We start from the raw sequence: 15,868 nt of genomic DNA, 5'->3' as shown, positions 1-15,868 counted from the left end.
GTGCAATGATTTCAAATTAAGATTAAAATGAAACGTATGAACTAACGTTTCCAATATGGAATATCGTTGTTAGTCATTTTATCAATTTCCTCTAAAGGTATTTCTTTCAATATTGCATATTTGAAAATATTTGCATTAACGGTCCTAACTGGTGCAAGCATTTGACGTTTAATGTAATTGGAATCAGCGTTAGCAGTCACTTCCAGTAATTTATTGATATGATTTTCATATCGTTGATTGATTTTTAATTTTAATGATTGAATGAGTTGTTCAAATTTTTTTATGTCCTCAAATTTAATATACCGATAGTATAAATCATCAATTAAATAAACACAGTCGTCAGGCACTGCGGCATAAAGAGCATTAAAAAAACTCTCCATTTCCTCAATTGTTCCCGTCTCACTTAATATAAAACCACCACTAAAACCTGCATTGCTCATATAAATATCTCCTTAGTATATAAACTCTATATATTCACGTTTAATTATCCCATTTGATTTTTGTACAATTAAATCCTTAACTCTTTCTAATTGTGCTTGAGTAACATTCTGCCCTCTGGTATCTAAATACACTTGCTGCTTTATGTTTCCAGGCAGGTGCTGCTGTCGCGCCTTTGCTTGCTTTGCAAGTTGATTAACTAACCCATTGACATTTAAGTTCAAATCATAATTTTTTACTTCAACACATATTTGGGGGCTACAATGCAGTTAGGGTCGATTTAGTACCAACTCTTGCTAGCCGATACTGGTGGGCCTACCACCATCTCAAATACAGCAAGTTAACTTCCTAATAGTTAACGTTCACAGCAGACGCGAAAAGAAGGGTTTATCTATATTGAGAAGGCAAAAATAAAAAAAGTTCATAGCATAACTCACCACTTGCATGAAAAAAGAATACTCCCCGAACTTGCATAAGTGGAAGTAATTGAAATTAGATAGATTCTAAAAGAAAAATAAATCGAGTTATTAAAATCCAGTGATTAAAAGGGAAATAACTGGATTTTAAGAGGCCTACTGTTGCTTAGCCTATGTTAAGTTTAGAGATAAATCAAAACTTTAAGTTTTTTGATTTTACAGGACTTAATTGGTGGGCGACAGTTGACATTTAGCAGGAGTAAAAACTCTCGACACATCAAAGCGTCCCCTCAACCAATTGATTGGAGTATAATTATGTTAAATTTTTCATATCAAATTGTACCCACCTTTGTACTCATTTTCGTAATTACTGATAATATAGCCATATTTAGTGTTTCTGGGCGCTTTAAAACTAAATAGATACCAACCAACAAAAAACGGAATTAATCATAAATAACAGTACGTTAATTTTCCTCTTACTTTAAAAACAATAAGTTAATGCGATCTCATCCTGTTACTTACAAAGGGATATTTAAACTAATGCTTGAGACACATTACCAAATTGCTTTTAAAACATCACTTAGCCAACCAAGCTTCTTTCACTTTCTGATAATTTAATTGAAGCCAGAGCAAAGAGATAACGGAACCTGCGTTATCAATTAATCCATTATTCACCATTTCATAAGCCTGCTCCCTTGAAACAACATGGACTTTGATGTCTTCATTTTCGTGCGATAGGCCATAAACACCTTGCGCTTTCGTGCTATCAACTTCACCAACCAGTATTGTTAAGCGCTCATTCATTCCACCAGGGCTCGCGAGGTAGCTTAATGAAGGATAAACACGCCCTACATCAAGGCCAGCTTCTTCTTCGGCTTCACGACGAGCAACTTCTTCAATCGATTCACCTTCTTCAACCATCCCTGCAACCATCTCAAATAGCCAGGGTGATTGCGATGTTTCTAGAGCAGCAAATCTCACTTGTTCGATAAGAACAACTTTATCCAGTATAGGATCATAAGGTATGAGTATTGCCGCATGGCCTCTTTCCAAAATTTCCCGTTGTACCAATTGACTGACTCCCCCATTAAAGAGCGCATGCTTGAAATGGTATTTCTTCATGGTGAAGAAACCTTTAAAAACCGTCTCTTCTTTAATAATTTCAATATCATCTCGAGTAAAACTAGGTTTAGGAAATTTTGACATCATCAAGAGCCCTTTCTTCGTTCGTATATTGCGCTTTGAATTTATAAAAACAAAGCAATAAAATAGCGCTATTTTTAGTGTTCATTCAATGATGATCACACATAAAATAACGCAATATTAATCAATAATTAGTGTGCTTCATCCCAATTATTACCGACCCCAACATCCACTTGTAAAGGCACATCCAGTGTCATAGCACTTTCCATTAGCATTTTTATTTTATCGGTCGCTCGCTCTAAATGCGCTCTAGGCACTTCGAAAACCAACTCATCATGAACTTGCATCACCATTTTAATCCCTAAATGCGCATCTTCAGCTAACCAATTATCTACAGCAATCATAGCCAATTTAATAATATCTGCGGCTGTTCCCTGCATCGGAGCATTTATCGCCTCTCTTTGAGCCGCTTGTCTTCGCATGCCATTAGACGATCTTATTTCGGGCAAGTAAAGTCTTCGGCCTTCAAGTGTCTTAACATAACCATGCTCAGAGGCAAACTCCCTCGTTCTTTGCATGTAATCAAGTACCCCAGGATAGCGTTCAAAATATCTTTGCATATATAGCTTAGCATCTTGGCGAGAGATATTAAGTTGTTTAGCCAAACCAAATTCGCTCATTCCGTAAATTAAGCCAAAATTGATCGCTTTAGCACTTCGTCTTTGATCATTGTTAACTTCTTCGACTGGCACATTAAAAATTTCGGCCGCTGTGGCTTTATGGATATCTAATCCATTAGAAAATGCCCTTAACAAGCCTTCATCTTGAGAGAGATGTGCCATGATACGTAGTTCAATTTGAGAATAATCCGCAGCCAGGACAACGCATTCAGGACTTGCAATAAACGCTTGGCGAATGCGTCTACCATCTTCATTTCTAACAGGAATGTTTTGTAAATTAGGATCGGTAGAAGAGAGCCTGCCTGTCGCTGCTACCGCTTGCTGATAGGACGTATGAATTCGCCCGGTCTTGCTGTGGATCATTAAAGGCAGCTTATCAGTATAGGTATTTTTAAGTTTAGCTACAGAACGATGTCTTAAAATAATTTTAGGTAGTTCATGCTTGTCTGCTAAAGCTTCTAAAGCTTCTTCATTGGTTGATGGCGCACCTTTAGGCGTCTTTTTTTGAGGCTCTAATTTTAAATCGTCAAATAAAATTTCTTGCAACTGCTTAGGTGAGGCTAAATTAAACATTTTGCCCGCGACCTGATAAGCTTGCTCTTCTAGCTGCTGAAGTTCTTCACTGAATACTTTTGATTGAACTAACAGCATATTTGCATCAATCAATACCCCTGTGTTTTCCATTCTTGCTAAGACACTTAATAATGGCACTTCAATCTTATTAAACACTTGCTTTAATTCAGGCTCTGAGTCTAAAAGAGCAGACATTTTTTCATACAAGCGCCAGGTGATGTCGGCATCTTCAGCTGCATAATTTGCAGCAATATCTAATGGGACTTGATTGAAAGTGATCTGCGCTTTACCTTTACCCGCGATGTCTTCGAACGTCGTCGTTTTATGATCTAAATATTTCTCAGACAAACTGTCCATATCATGGCGTCTTGATACACTATTTAACACATATGAACTTAACATCGTATCAAAATAGATCCCCTGCAACATAATGCCATGTTGTTTTAATATGGCAAAATCAAACTTTAAATTTTGACCAATTTTATAACTGTTAGGATTTTCAAAAATGGGCTTTAGTGAATTAAGTACGTATTTTTTATCAAGCTGAGAAGGTGCCCCTACATAATTATGACCTATTGGAATATAGACGCCTTTACCTGCTTCAAAAGCAAAAGAGAGGCCTACTAAATTCGCGGTCAAGGTATCTAAAGAGTCAGTTTCTGTATCGAACGCAAAATATTTGGCTGCATTTAATTCTAAAAGCCAAGCATCAAAACGCGTTTTATCCAATAAGGTTTCATACAGTTCGCTCGACAGCGCAGTTGCTTTAATCGTTTCTTCGAATAACACATCAGAGTGGGCTGAATGGTTTTGTGCAGTCATCCCCTTTTTTTGCAGAAATTTTTGCTCAAATTCACCAGCGTCTAACTCCTTTAACCAACGCTTAAATCCGAAATGGGCAAAATCCGTCTGAAGTGCGTCTTTATTCATAGGTCTTAGCGTCAAATCTTTCCACTCTATAGATAAACTGACATCCGTTTTGATTGTTGCTAATCTCTGAGAGAGTAATGCCATTTCTCGATGCTCTTCTAATTTAGCAGCCATGGTTTTTGCGCCTCTAAATGAGAGTTCGCTGATTTTATCTAAATTGTCATAAAGCGTCTCTATACTCCCTAAGCCTTGAAGTAAAGCAAGGGCTGTTTTTTCACCCACGCCAGGTACCCCTGGAATATTATCCGAAGTGTCTCCCATCAATGCCAAAAAATCGATTATTAATTCAGGGCCTACACCATATTTATCCTGTACCCCTTGTGCATCAAGATAAGTATTAGTCATGGTATTGATTAAATGAATTTTTTCATCGACCAGTTGAGCCATGTCTTTATCGCCCGTACTAATTAATACAGATTGCCCTGCCTTTGATGCTTGAACGGCTAATGTACCAATCACATCATCTGCTTCCACACCTTCAATCACTAACATAGGTAAACCTAACGAGTTAATCATTTTATGGAGTGGCTCAATTTGCGATCTTAAATCATCTGGCATCGGCGGACGGTGAGATTTATACTCTGCAAACAATTCATCTCTAAATGTCTTCCCTTTTGCATCAAAAACTACGGCTAAATAGTCCGGATTCACTTCATTTAGCATACTGCGTATCATATTTAACACCCCATACATCGCACCAGTCGGCTGTCCACTGGCGTTAGTCAGTGGAGGGGATGCATAAAATGCACGATATAAATAGGATGATCCATCAATCAGCACAAAAGGTTTTTCTGATAAAGAGATAGTAGACATGGGACCTCATTTTTTAACTTTTAGAGGATAACTTATTCATAAGTTATCACTTGATTTACTTAATCGGTTTGATTACTACATAGGATTGAATGCGCTTTTAATGGTTTGCGCATCAAACTCGTATCCTTTACCACAAAAATCGCAATTAAAAGAGATAACCGGTTGTTCATCTAATAAAGATTGAATTTCTGCCTCACCAAGGGTTGCAAGTGCAGATAAGCAACGTTCTTCTGAGCAATGACAGAAAAAAGTCACCGCTTGTGGCGTATACAATCTTACAGAATCCTCATGATATAAACGATGCAGTACTTCTTCAATGGATAAATCAAATAGTTCTTGAGGTTTTATCGTACGAGTTAATTGCGAGATATGCTCAAAAAAATGCTCATCTTCATCTTTTTCTCCCGGCATAACCTGTAAAAACATCCCTGCTGCATGCATTTTGCCGTTATGCAATTGAGAGAAAAGATAGAGTTTAGTATCTAATTGCTCTGATTGGGCGAAATAGGCTTCTAAACACGCACTGATACTTTCTCCTTCTAATGCAACGATACCTTGATAACGCTCACCTTCTTTAGGCATGACCGTGATCACAATATACCCACTCCCAAATAAAGAGTGCATATCAAATTGCTCGAGGTTTTTAATCTCTTCATCATACTTTGCAGTTCCACGCATTTGCTGTTTATCGTTACCATTTATCACAAGTAAATTTATCAAACCATCACCTTGTAATTGTACAGTGATGTCGCCTTCAAATTTTAAAGTGGCCGTTAATAAACTTGTTGCGACAAGTAATTCCCCTAATAAGGATTGAACTATTTCAGGATAATGATGATGTGTTAACATATCCTGAAGAGTTTGCGTGACAGTAACCATCTCGCCTCTAGCTGCATGCTCTTCAAATAAAAAACGATGAAGTAAATCGTTATTTTTAGCTGTTGATGTTGTATTATGTGTCATAAATTCCTTTAATATATTGCTGTACTGTTATATAAATCTCATAGAGAGAAAAATAAATCGGATAAGTTAAACTATATTATTGCTGTTTAATGCTCTCTATTATATATGATACTCCCTATTTGTGAGAGATTATTTGTATCAAGTGATGTAAAGGATTTAGAGTCATTGAAAGCACGGCATAAAGGCTCTTTGCCCTTCTTCGTGCTAATTATGAGATAATGTGAATCATAAAAAATAATGAACAAAGCATCGCTAAAATAACGTTTCGTTAGGTATTCGTATTTTAGTATTTTTTAAATATTAACACCTTTTGCCTAGGACAAATATGAAAACTGATACACCTGCTTTAACCGTAGAAGAACAAAATAAAGCTGCTGAAGAGATAATCGCTTTAATAGCTCAAGGGCTCAGCTCAGGAGAAGCCATAAAACAAGTGGCAGATAAAATAAGACAAAATCACAAAGGTGAATATATTCACATGGGATTTGAAGAAGAATAATCTCAGAAGATTCAATACTAAGGTTAAGTAAATATTTTTTAAAACAACCTCCTTAGAGACTATCTTTGCGTTGATTAATTCACCGTCAACTGATGAGGGAGTGATCTTCATTCCTATTTTTAAGTAGGTTAAGAAAATGGTATATTAGTCGCATGTATTATCACAACCATAGATACGATTGAATTGATTCCGTACAAATAATAAACAAGGATTTTTCTACATGAGTACTGAAAAAACGACTTTAAATGAAGTCGACATACAACAACTTTCTGACAGTGTCATTAGCCTTCAAATAGATGAAGAGGGAAAGGTATTAAGACGAGTAAGGAGTTTTGTACGTAGACAAGGTCGACTCACTCCTGGCCAAGAAAATGCTTTGAAAAAATATTGGCCAATCATTGGTCTCGAATATCAAGCCACTCCTTTAGATTTTGATGCAATTTTCAAAAACAAAGGACCAATCACATTAGAGATAGGCTTCGGCATGGGCAATTCACTTGTCACTATGGCGCAAAACAATCCAGAACAAAATTTTTTAGGTATTGAAGTCCATTTACCTGGGGTAGGTGCATGCCTGCACTTAGCTCATGAGGCAAACATCTCAAATTTACGCATCATGTGCCATGATGCAATTGAGGTACTTGAAAACATGATACCCGCCCATCAACTGGACATGATCCAATTATTTTTTCCAGATCCCTGGCATAAAGCTAAACATTTTAAACGTCGAATTGTACAAACTGCCTTTTTAGATTTAATTCATGAAAAACTAAAAATAGGTGGAATTTTTCATAAAGCAACAGATTGGGAAAACTATGCAGAATGGTCACTGGATTTATTAAATCAGCATCCTAAATTTAAAAATTTAAGTACCTCAAATGATTATGTGCCTAGACCAGAAAGTCGTCCTATAACAAAATTTGAAACAAGGGGAACTAATCTTGGTCATGGTGTCTGGGATTTAATGTTCCAAAACCTAGAATAATCTAATTTAAATCAACTCATAGGTAAATTGACATGCAAATAGTTGTCGAAAAACACGTATCACTAAATATAAAAAGAATAGTAAAAATAGCTATATTCGCTTTTTCATTCAGTCTTTTTTCATTAAATAGCCAAGCTAAAGAGTTTGTTGTCCTTGAAACAATTGGATGTCCAGTATATCCCTCAAAAGATATTAAAATAGATGAACAATTTGTCACTCTATCTGAGAATAACCAAATTTGGCAAATCGCAAAAGACGGTGCCGTCACATTGAATGGAAAAATAATCCAACTCAGTGAATCAGGGACATCTAGCGCAAAAAAATATCAACAAACCTTAAGAAACGAGCTCCCTGAATTCTATGCAACAACACAAAACCTTATCGATTCGAACTTAGGCAAACTAGATGCTGTCATTGAAAAGACATTAGGTGAAAAAAGTAAGTTAAGAAATACGATTAAAGAATTAAAACCGGTTATCCAAGAAGAATTTGCTCTTATTCTCAATAAAGAAGAAGGGGGAGCCTTAAGGCTTTCGTTATCTAATTTAAAAGAGATTAACAGTAGAATACAAGAGTTAGTTGCAAAACATAGTAAACCCATCATGCAAGAGACTCTATCTGAAATTGCAACCAATCAACTTTTTGGCAAAAAAGAAAATAAAGTGAGCTTAGCAGAAATTCAAGATGAACTGAAAGCGACATTTGCAGGTGAAAACATCAAGGCAAAGGAGCTTTTAAAACAAGCATGTACAGCTTTTGAAGAGTGGGGAAATCTAGAAGCTGATTTTATTAATGAAAAAACCTTAGATGTGAATCAAAGTATCATTTAATCATATCAATTATGTGCCATGCTTTTAGTGGCATTTATTTAGTGCTGAATAACCCATTGAGTTATTTTTATTACTTTTAAGTAACTAACTATAAATTAACTAAAGAGTATCAATATGACATCACAATCTGTTATTACTATTTCACAAGCTTTCAATAAAGCGCTAGTTTCTTGTCTTCACCCAAAAGTATGGGTTGCTTTTTTTATACCTTTTATCTCTTTTATTATCACCTTTATTCTACTCGGGTCCTTTTTATGGGGAAGTATAGATAAATTAATCGACTATAGTTTCTCTTTTTTGCCTTGGCTACAAAATTCTAACACATGGCTAATTGATGTAATAGGATTTGGCTTTTTAAATACATTCAGTTGGCTTGCGACTTTTCTTACTGTTACACTCATCGGGGTTATTATTGCCATTACATTAAGTGCACTATTAGTTACTGACATGTTGATGAAGCATTTACATAATAAGCATTATAGCGAAATTATTCCGGAAGGTGTCTCGCTAAAAGCCGACATAAAAAACACTTTATACTATGCCGCAATTTTAGTAATCACCATTTTAGTTGGCTTACCTCTTTGGTTTTTTCCTCCATTAGCATTCGTGTGGCAAATTTATTGGACTAGGTTCTTTTTTAGTCGCTCATTGCCTTTTGATACACTATGTAACTTTGCAACTATGGATGAAATACAATCTATTCGTAAAAAATATGTAAACCCTAACGAAAAAATGGGCCTTTTTTGTGCACTATTCAACTACATACCCTTTGCTGCATTAGTGTTACCCATTTTTTCTATATTATGGTTTGGCCATTACAACATGTCCATTTTAATTCATGAAAGACAAACTCGCGCTTAACAATATAGTAAGTAATGTTTAACATTACCCACTTAAATTTTTTAAATAGGTTATTTATGAGTACACAACTCCCTCACTTCCCTAACGCCAAAATACTTGTCGTTGGAGATATTATGCTAGATAGGTATTGGTCAGGCCAGACGGGTAGAATCTCTCCTGAGGCCCCTGTTCCTATTGTTAAAGTGACTCACAAAGAAGAGCGTCCAGGTGGTGCAGCTAACGTAGCCATGAATGTCACGTCATTAGGAGCTAATGCAAAGTTAATTGGACTAACAGGGATTGATGAAGCCGCTCAAGTATTGCAAGAAAAACTGAATGCTAGAAGAGTGCAGTGCGATTTTCTCTCTATAGACTCTCATCCCACCATTACGAAATTACGTGTATTATCTAGAAATCAGCAATTAATGCGATTAGATTTTGAAGAGGGATTTCATCAAATTGATGCTAAGCCCTTAATTGAAAAACTCATCAGCAGTTTAGAACACTATGATGTATTAGTTTTCTCCGATTATGGTAAAGGAGCCCTTGAGCAGATTAGTGAGATGATTACTCAAGCTCGAGTGTTGAATAAACCGATTGTTATCGATCCTAAAGGGACCGATTTTACACGCTACAAAGGCGCAACGCTTCTAACACCTAATATGAGCGAGTTTGAAGCGGTGGTAGGCCACTGCCAGAACGAAGAAGAAATCCTGGAAAAAGGACTGAAATTAATAGAAGCGTGTTCACTTAACGCACTGCTTATTACTCGTTCAGAAAAAGGAATGACACTCTTACAACCAGGACGTCCAGCGCTAAACCTACCAACACTTGCTCAAGAAGTCTATGATGTGACAGGCGCAGGAGATACGGTAATAGCTCTTTTAGCATCCTGTCTAGGTGCAGGCAAAACGTTGGAAGAATCCTGTGTACTGGCAAATATAGGCGCTGGTATTGTAGTAGGCAAATTAGGTACCTCAACTGTCAGTGCCATAGAGCTTGAAAATGCGTTAAGAAAAAGAGCCTCAACTGGATTTGGTATCATGGAAGAAGAGGCTTTGATTGAAGCTCTTGAACTCGCTCGTTCTCGAGGTGAAAAAATTGTGATGACCAACGGATGTTTCGACATATTACATTCTGGGCACGTTTCTTATTTAGCTGAAGCAAGACGATTAGGCAGTCGACTCATTGTCGCTGTAAATAGTGACGAGTCTGTCAGTCGTTTAAAAGGTCCTTCTAGACCGATAAACCGTCTTGAGCAACGTATGCAAGTTCTCGCGGCATTAGAAGCTGTTGATTGGGTGGTTCCTTTTGCAGAAGATACACCTGAACGAGTTATCAGTAAGATTTTACCTGATTTGTTGGTCAAAGGTGGGGATTATAAAGTAGAAGAAATAGCCGGAGGTAAACAAGTCATCGCTGCTGGAGGCGAAGTCAAAGTTTTACACTTTGAACCAGGTATTTCAACCACTCAAATTATTGCTAAAGCCAAAGAAAGAGAGTGATATACTTTGCTAATGGACTAAAAACGAAGGGCAACCATATAGCCCTTCGTTCTCTAAGTATTAATTAAAGCGTTGCCCAATTGAGAACAATGACTTCCTCGCATTTAAAAAATCACTAACAGACATAGGCTTACTCCCTGCGGGTTGTAACTTAGTGATTTGCAAAACACCGGATTGGGTCTGAAAATAGAGCCCTGATTTATCAGCATGCAATAACGTACCTGGCGGATAATTATCAATTGTCTTATGCCAAGAGCTAAAGTCACTAATAGAATCCACATCAAATACATGCCCTTCAAAGACTTTAATAACTAAATCCTCTATAGTAAAAAAACTCATTGGCCATGGGTTAAATGCTCTAATACAACGCTCTAATTCCACCGCTGTCAATTGCCAATCCAATTTGGCTTCTTCTTTACTGAGTTTCTTGGCATAGGTGATCAGAGATTTTTCTTGAACTACTGGAGATATTGTACCTTCAACTAATTTTTCTAGTGCAGCTAACAGTGTATTGGGTCCAATATCAGCAAGTTTGTCATACAAAGTAGCACTGGTATCAGTCGCTAGAATAGGTAAACTTTCCTTAAATAGCATATCTCCCGTATCTAATCCTTCATCCATTTGCATAATGGTAATGCCTGTTTGGCTATCTCCAGCCCATATTGCCCTTTGTATAGGCGCAGCCCCTCTCCAACGAGGTAATAAGGAACCATGAACATTCCAGCATCCGAACTTAGGCATATCAAGAACAGCTTTGGGTAAAATAATCCCATAAGCGACAACTATCATAATATCAGCATTCAACGAAGCGACCAGTGACTGACTTTCCTCATCCTTTAATGAAGCGGGCTGAAAAACAGGAATCCCTGTTTCTAAAGCAAGTTCCTTAACAGGGCTTGCAGTTAATTTTTTACCCCTACCGGCTGGTCTGTCTGGTTGAGTAAAAACACCAACCACAGTCAATCCAACATCAATCAAGGCCGCTAAATGCGATTTTGCAAACTCAGGCGTTCCAGCAAAAATAATGCGCTTTGATAATAAACGACTATCCAAAGTCATATCAGCTCCCTTTCTCCTCTAAACGGCTTTCTAAGCGTGCTATCTTAGCAAGTTTTTGCTTTAATCTATCTCGCTTAAGTGGAGACAAATAGTCAACAAATAATTTACCATCTAAATGATCTAACTCGTGTTGAAGACATATTGCTAAAAGTCCATCAGCTTGGATTTCAAAAGGTTTTCCTTCTCTATCTAAAGCACTCACGGTAACAAATTCAGCTCTTGGAACCAAGGCACGATAATCATAAACTGAGAGACATCCCTCTTCGATACCTGTTTCACCTTTTTTAGCCGTAATAATAGGGTTAATAAAAACCATTGGTTTGTCTTGTTTTTCTGAAACATCAATGACAACCAAACGTATATGATTGTCAACTTGGGAAGCCGCTAAACCGATTCCCTCTTCGGCATACATAGTTTCTATCATATCATCAATAAATGTCTGCAGTTCAGGGGTAAATTCTTTTACTTCCTTTGCTTTTGTACGTAATCTCTCATCAGGAAATTGTAGTATTGGTAAAATTGCCATAATTTTCTCTGTTTTCTCTCTTTGCTAAAATTTAGTTTATATTGTCAAACATAAAGTGATAAATCATTTAGCTATCTTATGGTTACGCACCTTAGTTATTATATTAAACAGTGCATTTTATATTTAAATAGGTAATTTATTATCATATTTGCCTATTCTAACGTTTTTCAATCCATCATTAAAGGAAATATGATCATGCAAAAGGAAGAGTTATGGATTCGATTAAGCTGTCTACATGGGTGGACAAGCGAACAATATATTAATATCGCCAATCAGATGGAAAAAAATTTACCTAAAATACATTCATCAAACCAAGAAGCCCTTCTTTTTTATGGATTGACCTCTTTAAATATTAAAGCCTTTTGGTCTAAAACCTCAAAAGAAATCCAAGAAGAAACTACATGGCTAAACAAAAATAACCGCTACTTACTACCACTTCATCATTCATTGTATCCACAATCCATTTTTCACAGTACATGTGCACCTAAATTATTATGGTGTGAGGGAAATATTTCTTTATTAAACCAGAAAACAATCACAATGATAGGCACCAGAAAACCCAGTTTATATGGTAAATATTGGGCAAAAATATTCACTAAAATCCTCAGTCATGAGTCCTTTATTATCACAAGTGGCCTTGCAGTAGGTATTGATAGTATTGTGCATCAAACATTATTAAATTTAAATAAACCCTCTATTGCGATCATCGGTTCTGGTCTTTCAAATATTTATCCTCATTGTCACCAAAAAATGGCTAGTGATATTGTCAAACAAGGCGGTTTAATCCTCTCAGGAGCCCCCCCTAACACTCAGCAAACAATAGATAAATTTGCCACAAAAAATTATCTACTTTCCACACTCACTAAAGCAATTTTTGTAATAGAAGCTGCTATGCAAAGCGGTTCACTCATGACCGCTCGATTTGCCATCGAAGAGGGAAGGGATGTTTTCAGTTTAGCGCATCCTATTGGACAAAGTGAGGGAACGCATTGGTTGATAAAGCAAGGTGCTCATTTAGTGACCAAAAAAGAAGATATTTATAATCATATGAATGCAGCTCTTAAGTGGATTAAATGAACATTTAAAAATGTGCGCTTGTTAACATATTTATAACAATTAATTGCAAAGTTAGTGATCTAACACGCATAGTCGAGTTTTCCCTATATCAATTGAACAAAAGTAAATTTAATGTTATGAACATATTACAAGCCATTCTGAAAACGCATTACATCAAAATAATTTTTATAACCATTTTTACAACCATAAATTTTGTGCAATATTTATCTAATCTTTTTGGTACAGGAGTTAAAACATGTTAGACGGCAGACGCTATGAAGTTCCCTCCGATTTAAAAACCAGTGCTTATATCACCTCATCAGAATATGAGAAAAAATATAAAGAATCGATTGAAAATCCAGATAAATTTTGGAATGAACAAGCACGTAATATTGAGTGGATAAAACCCTTTACAAAAGTGAAAAACACCTCTTTTGAACAAGGAAAAATTGATATTAAGTGGTTTGAAGATGGCCAATTAAATATATCACAAAACTGTTTAGACAGACATCTTGCCACCAAAGGGGATGATATTGCGATTATTTGGGAGGGCGATAGCCCGTCTCTTTCAAGACAAATGACTTACAAAGAACTTCACGAACAAGTCTGTCGATTCGCTAATGTATTAAAATCTCAAGGAATAAAAAAAGGCGATGTAGTTGTTATCTATATGCCAATGGTACCTGAAGCTGCGGTTGCAATGTTAGCATGTACTAGAATTGGCGCTATACACTCGGTAATTTTTGGTGGGTTTTCACCAGAAGCTATAGCGGGAAGAATAATAGACTCTAATGCAAAACTGGTCATCACATCAGATGAAGGCATACGTGGTGGGAAAATCATTCCGCTGAAAAAAAATGTAGATGCTGCATTAGCAAAACCTGAAATCACGACAGTAGAAAAAGTGATTGTTTTTGAACGGACAGGCCATCATGATGCTTGGCACAGTGAGAGAGATATTTGGTGGCACGAAGCTGTAAATGCAGCAGATCCATACTGCGACTATGAAGTCATGGATGCTGAATCTCCATTATTTATTCTTTATACGTCAGGTTCAACTGGTAAACCTAAGGGAGTATTGCACTCCACAGCAGGATACCTTGTATATACCACGCTAACGTTTAAAACAGTTTTTAATTATCAACCAAAAGATATTTTCTGGTGTACTGCGGATGTAGGTTGGATTACTGGCCATAGCTATCTGGTGTATGGCCCATTATCTAATGGTGCAACCATTGTAATGTATGAGGGTATTCCTAGCTACCCGACACCTAATCGCCTGTCTCAAATTGTGGACAAATACCAAGTTAACATCTTATATACCGCTCCGACTGCAATAAGAGCTTTAATGGCGCAAGGGGATGTAGTAGTAGAAAATACCCACCGAAACTCACTTAAGCTATTAGGTACAGTAGGTGAACCCATTAATCCTCAAGCGTGGATTTGGTATCATGAAACAATAGGTAATAGTCGTTGCCCAATTGTTGATACATGGTGGCAAACAGAAACAGGAGGATTTTTAATTACTCCTTTGCCAGGCGCACATGCACTAAAACCAGGGGCTGCAATGAAACCTTTTTTTGGTGTCCAACCTGCTCTCGTTGATAATGAAGGTAATTTTATCGAGGGAGAGGGAGAAGGTAACCTTGTTATTATGGACTCATGGCCATCTCAGGCAAGAACATTATATGGCGATCATGCCCGCTTTGAAGAAGCCTATTTTGCCACATTCAAAAATACTTATTTTAGTGGTGACGCCGCCAAAAGAGATGCAGATGGAGATATCTGGATAACTGGCCGTGTTGATGATGTTTTAAATATTTCTGGACACAGATTAGGAACTGCTGAGGTTGAATCGGCACTAGTTGCACACCCTAAAATAGCTGAAGCGGCTGTAATAGGCGTTCCGCATGATATTAAAGGGCAAGCAATTTATGCCTATATCACTTTAAATGCAGGGGAAGAAGCGGATGATGCTTTATACTTAGAAGTAAAAAATTGGGTAAGAAATGAAATCGGGGCGATTGCTACGCCTGATTATATTCATGCAACTAAAGGGCTCCCTAAAACTCGTTCAGGAAAAATTATGCGTAGAATTTTGCGTAAAATAGCCTGTGACGAAGCCGATCAACTAGGAGATATTTCTACTTTGGCAGATCCTTCAGTTGTAGAAAAACTTATCTCAGAATATAAATGCTTATTAGCTAAAAAATAACACTGATAAATCGAGTAGGATAAGACGTTACCGTCTTATCCTACCCACAAAACCGTAGGGTCAAAACTCGTATACAGCTCATACCATTAAATATCTAACTTGCTATTAAACGTTCTTTACTCATGTAGAGTTGTTAAGCCAAAGAGTTTGAGCTCTTCAAATCATTTATTTGGCATTGTATATTGTTCTTATGGACTGCATGAATTTCTCCAACTATTTATAATGATAAATTTGATTGATCCCCAGAACTCGTCAATATAGCAAGCAGCAAGCAGAGTTATAAAGCCTTGATTAACCTAATAAAACGAAGGATATAAGCAATACAACTTAAACGTTTTCCTATCGTTTTATGCGATTACTGAGCAAAATACTCATCGAGTTAACAGTAGAAAACCCA

Annotated in this window: 14 protein-coding genes; 7 read left to right on the top strand and 7 right to left on the bottom strand. The window is 36.7% G+C overall.

Annotated elements, in window-relative coordinates:
• Nucleotides 1-41 precede the first annotated feature (41 nt).
• The 5 genes from ACFFIT_RS11535 to hslO all read right to left on the bottom strand — a co-directional run bounded on the left by ACFFIT_RS11535 (nucleotide 42) and on the right by hslO (nucleotide 5,956).
• Nucleotides 42-440: a hypothetical protein gene (locus ACFFIT_RS11535; protein ID WP_385877827.1), complete on the bottom strand. Its 399-nt coding sequence runs from the start codon at nucleotides 438-440 to the stop codon at nucleotides 42-44.
• 12 nt (nucleotides 441-452) lie between these two features.
• Nucleotides 453-662 (bottom strand): hypothetical protein, encoded by a 210-nt coding sequence (locus tag ACFFIT_RS11530; RefSeq protein WP_385877826.1) that lies wholly within the window; start codon nucleotides 660-662, stop codon nucleotides 453-455.
• A gap of 768 nt (nucleotides 663-1,430) precedes the next feature.
• Nucleotides 1,431-2,063 (bottom strand): ADP-ribose diphosphatase, encoded by a 633-nt coding sequence (gene nudF / locus ACFFIT_RS11525; RefSeq protein ID WP_385877825.1) that lies wholly within the window; start codon nucleotides 2,061-2,063, stop codon nucleotides 1,431-1,433.
• Nucleotides 2,064-2,188: 125 nt separating this feature from the next.
• Nucleotides 2,189-4,993, bottom strand: coding sequence for a DNA polymerase I (gene polA, locus ACFFIT_RS11520; protein ID WP_385877824.1), 2,805 nt, complete (start codon nucleotides 4,991-4,993; stop codon nucleotides 2,189-2,191).
• A gap of 75 nt (nucleotides 4,994-5,068) precedes the next feature.
• Nucleotides 5,069-5,956, bottom strand: coding sequence for an Hsp33 family molecular chaperone HslO (gene hslO / locus ACFFIT_RS11515; RefSeq protein WP_385877823.1), 888 nt, complete (start codon nucleotides 5,954-5,956; stop codon nucleotides 5,069-5,071).
• A 325-nt stretch (nucleotides 5,957-6,281) separates the two neighbouring features.
• On the opposite strand from hslO, the gene ACFFIT_RS11510 reads away from it, so the two are divergent.
• The 5 genes from ACFFIT_RS11510 to hldE all read left to right on the top strand — a co-directional run bounded on the left by ACFFIT_RS11510 (nucleotide 6,282) and on the right by hldE (nucleotide 10,615).
• Nucleotides 6,282-6,455, top strand: coding sequence for a YoaH family protein (locus ACFFIT_RS11510; RefSeq protein ID WP_385877822.1), 174 nt, complete (start codon nucleotides 6,282-6,284; stop codon nucleotides 6,453-6,455).
• 220 nt (nucleotides 6,456-6,675) lie between these two features.
• The gene (gene trmB / locus ACFFIT_RS11505; protein WP_385877821.1) at nucleotides 6,676-7,440 is read left to right on the top strand and encodes a tRNA (guanosine(46)-N7)-methyltransferase TrmB; all 765 of its coding nucleotides are present in this window, start codon (nucleotides 6,676-6,678) and stop codon (nucleotides 7,438-7,440) included.
• A gap of 32 nt (nucleotides 7,441-7,472) precedes the next feature.
• Nucleotides 7,473-8,270, top strand: a complete 798-nt coding sequence (locus ACFFIT_RS11500) for a DUF2884 family protein (RefSeq protein WP_385877820.1) — start codon at nucleotides 7,473-7,475, stop codon at nucleotides 8,268-8,270.
• Between the two features lie 114 nt (nucleotides 8,271-8,384).
• Nucleotides 8,385-9,131, top strand: a complete 747-nt coding sequence (locus tag ACFFIT_RS11495; RefSeq protein ID WP_385877819.1) for an EI24 domain-containing protein — start codon at nucleotides 8,385-8,387, stop codon at nucleotides 9,129-9,131.
• A 56-nt stretch (nucleotides 9,132-9,187) separates the two neighbouring features.
• The gene (gene hldE / locus ACFFIT_RS11490) at nucleotides 9,188-10,615 is read left to right on the top strand and encodes a bifunctional D-glycero-beta-D-manno-heptose-7-phosphate kinase/D-glycero-beta-D-manno-heptose 1-phosphate adenylyltransferase HldE (protein ID WP_385877818.1); all 1,428 of its coding nucleotides are present in this window, start codon (nucleotides 9,188-9,190) and stop codon (nucleotides 10,613-10,615) included.
• Between the two features lie 60 nt (nucleotides 10,616-10,675).
• On the opposite strand, the gene fmt is transcribed toward hldE, so the two are convergent.
• Both fmt and def read right to left on the bottom strand, forming a co-directional pair.
• Nucleotides 10,676-11,674 (bottom strand): methionyl-tRNA formyltransferase, encoded by a 999-nt coding sequence (gene fmt / locus ACFFIT_RS11485; protein ID WP_385877817.1) that lies wholly within the window; start codon nucleotides 11,672-11,674, stop codon nucleotides 10,676-10,678.
• 1 nt (nucleotide 11,675) lies between these two features.
• On the bottom strand, nucleotides 11,676-12,200 hold the full coding sequence (gene def / locus ACFFIT_RS11480) for a peptide deformylase (protein WP_385877816.1): 525 nt from the start codon (nucleotides 12,198-12,200) through the stop codon (nucleotides 11,676-11,678).
• A 195-nt stretch (nucleotides 12,201-12,395) separates the two neighbouring features.
• Between def and dprA the strand changes: the two genes are divergently transcribed.
• Together dprA and acs are read left to right on the top strand one after the other, a co-directional pair.
• Complete coding sequence (gene dprA / locus ACFFIT_RS11475) at nucleotides 12,396-13,277, top strand: DNA-processing protein DprA (protein WP_385877815.1); 882 nt, start codon at nucleotides 12,396-12,398, stop codon at nucleotides 13,275-13,277.
• A 235-nt stretch (nucleotides 13,278-13,512) separates the two neighbouring features.
• Entirely contained in the window at nucleotides 13,513-15,471 is a 1,959-nt protein-coding gene (acs, locus tag ACFFIT_RS11470; protein ID WP_385877814.1) for an acetate--CoA ligase, read from the top strand.
• The last annotated feature ends 397 nt before the right edge of the window (nucleotides 15,472-15,868 follow it).

Origin of the sequence: Thorsellia kenyensis (assembly GCF_042432445.1) — a bacterium.
GTDB lineage: Bacteria > Pseudomonadota > Gammaproteobacteria > Enterobacterales > Thorselliaceae > Thorsellia > Thorsellia kenyensis.
Note: the sequence above shows the minus strand (reverse complement) of the source record. Positions and strands in the feature narration are given on the sequence as shown.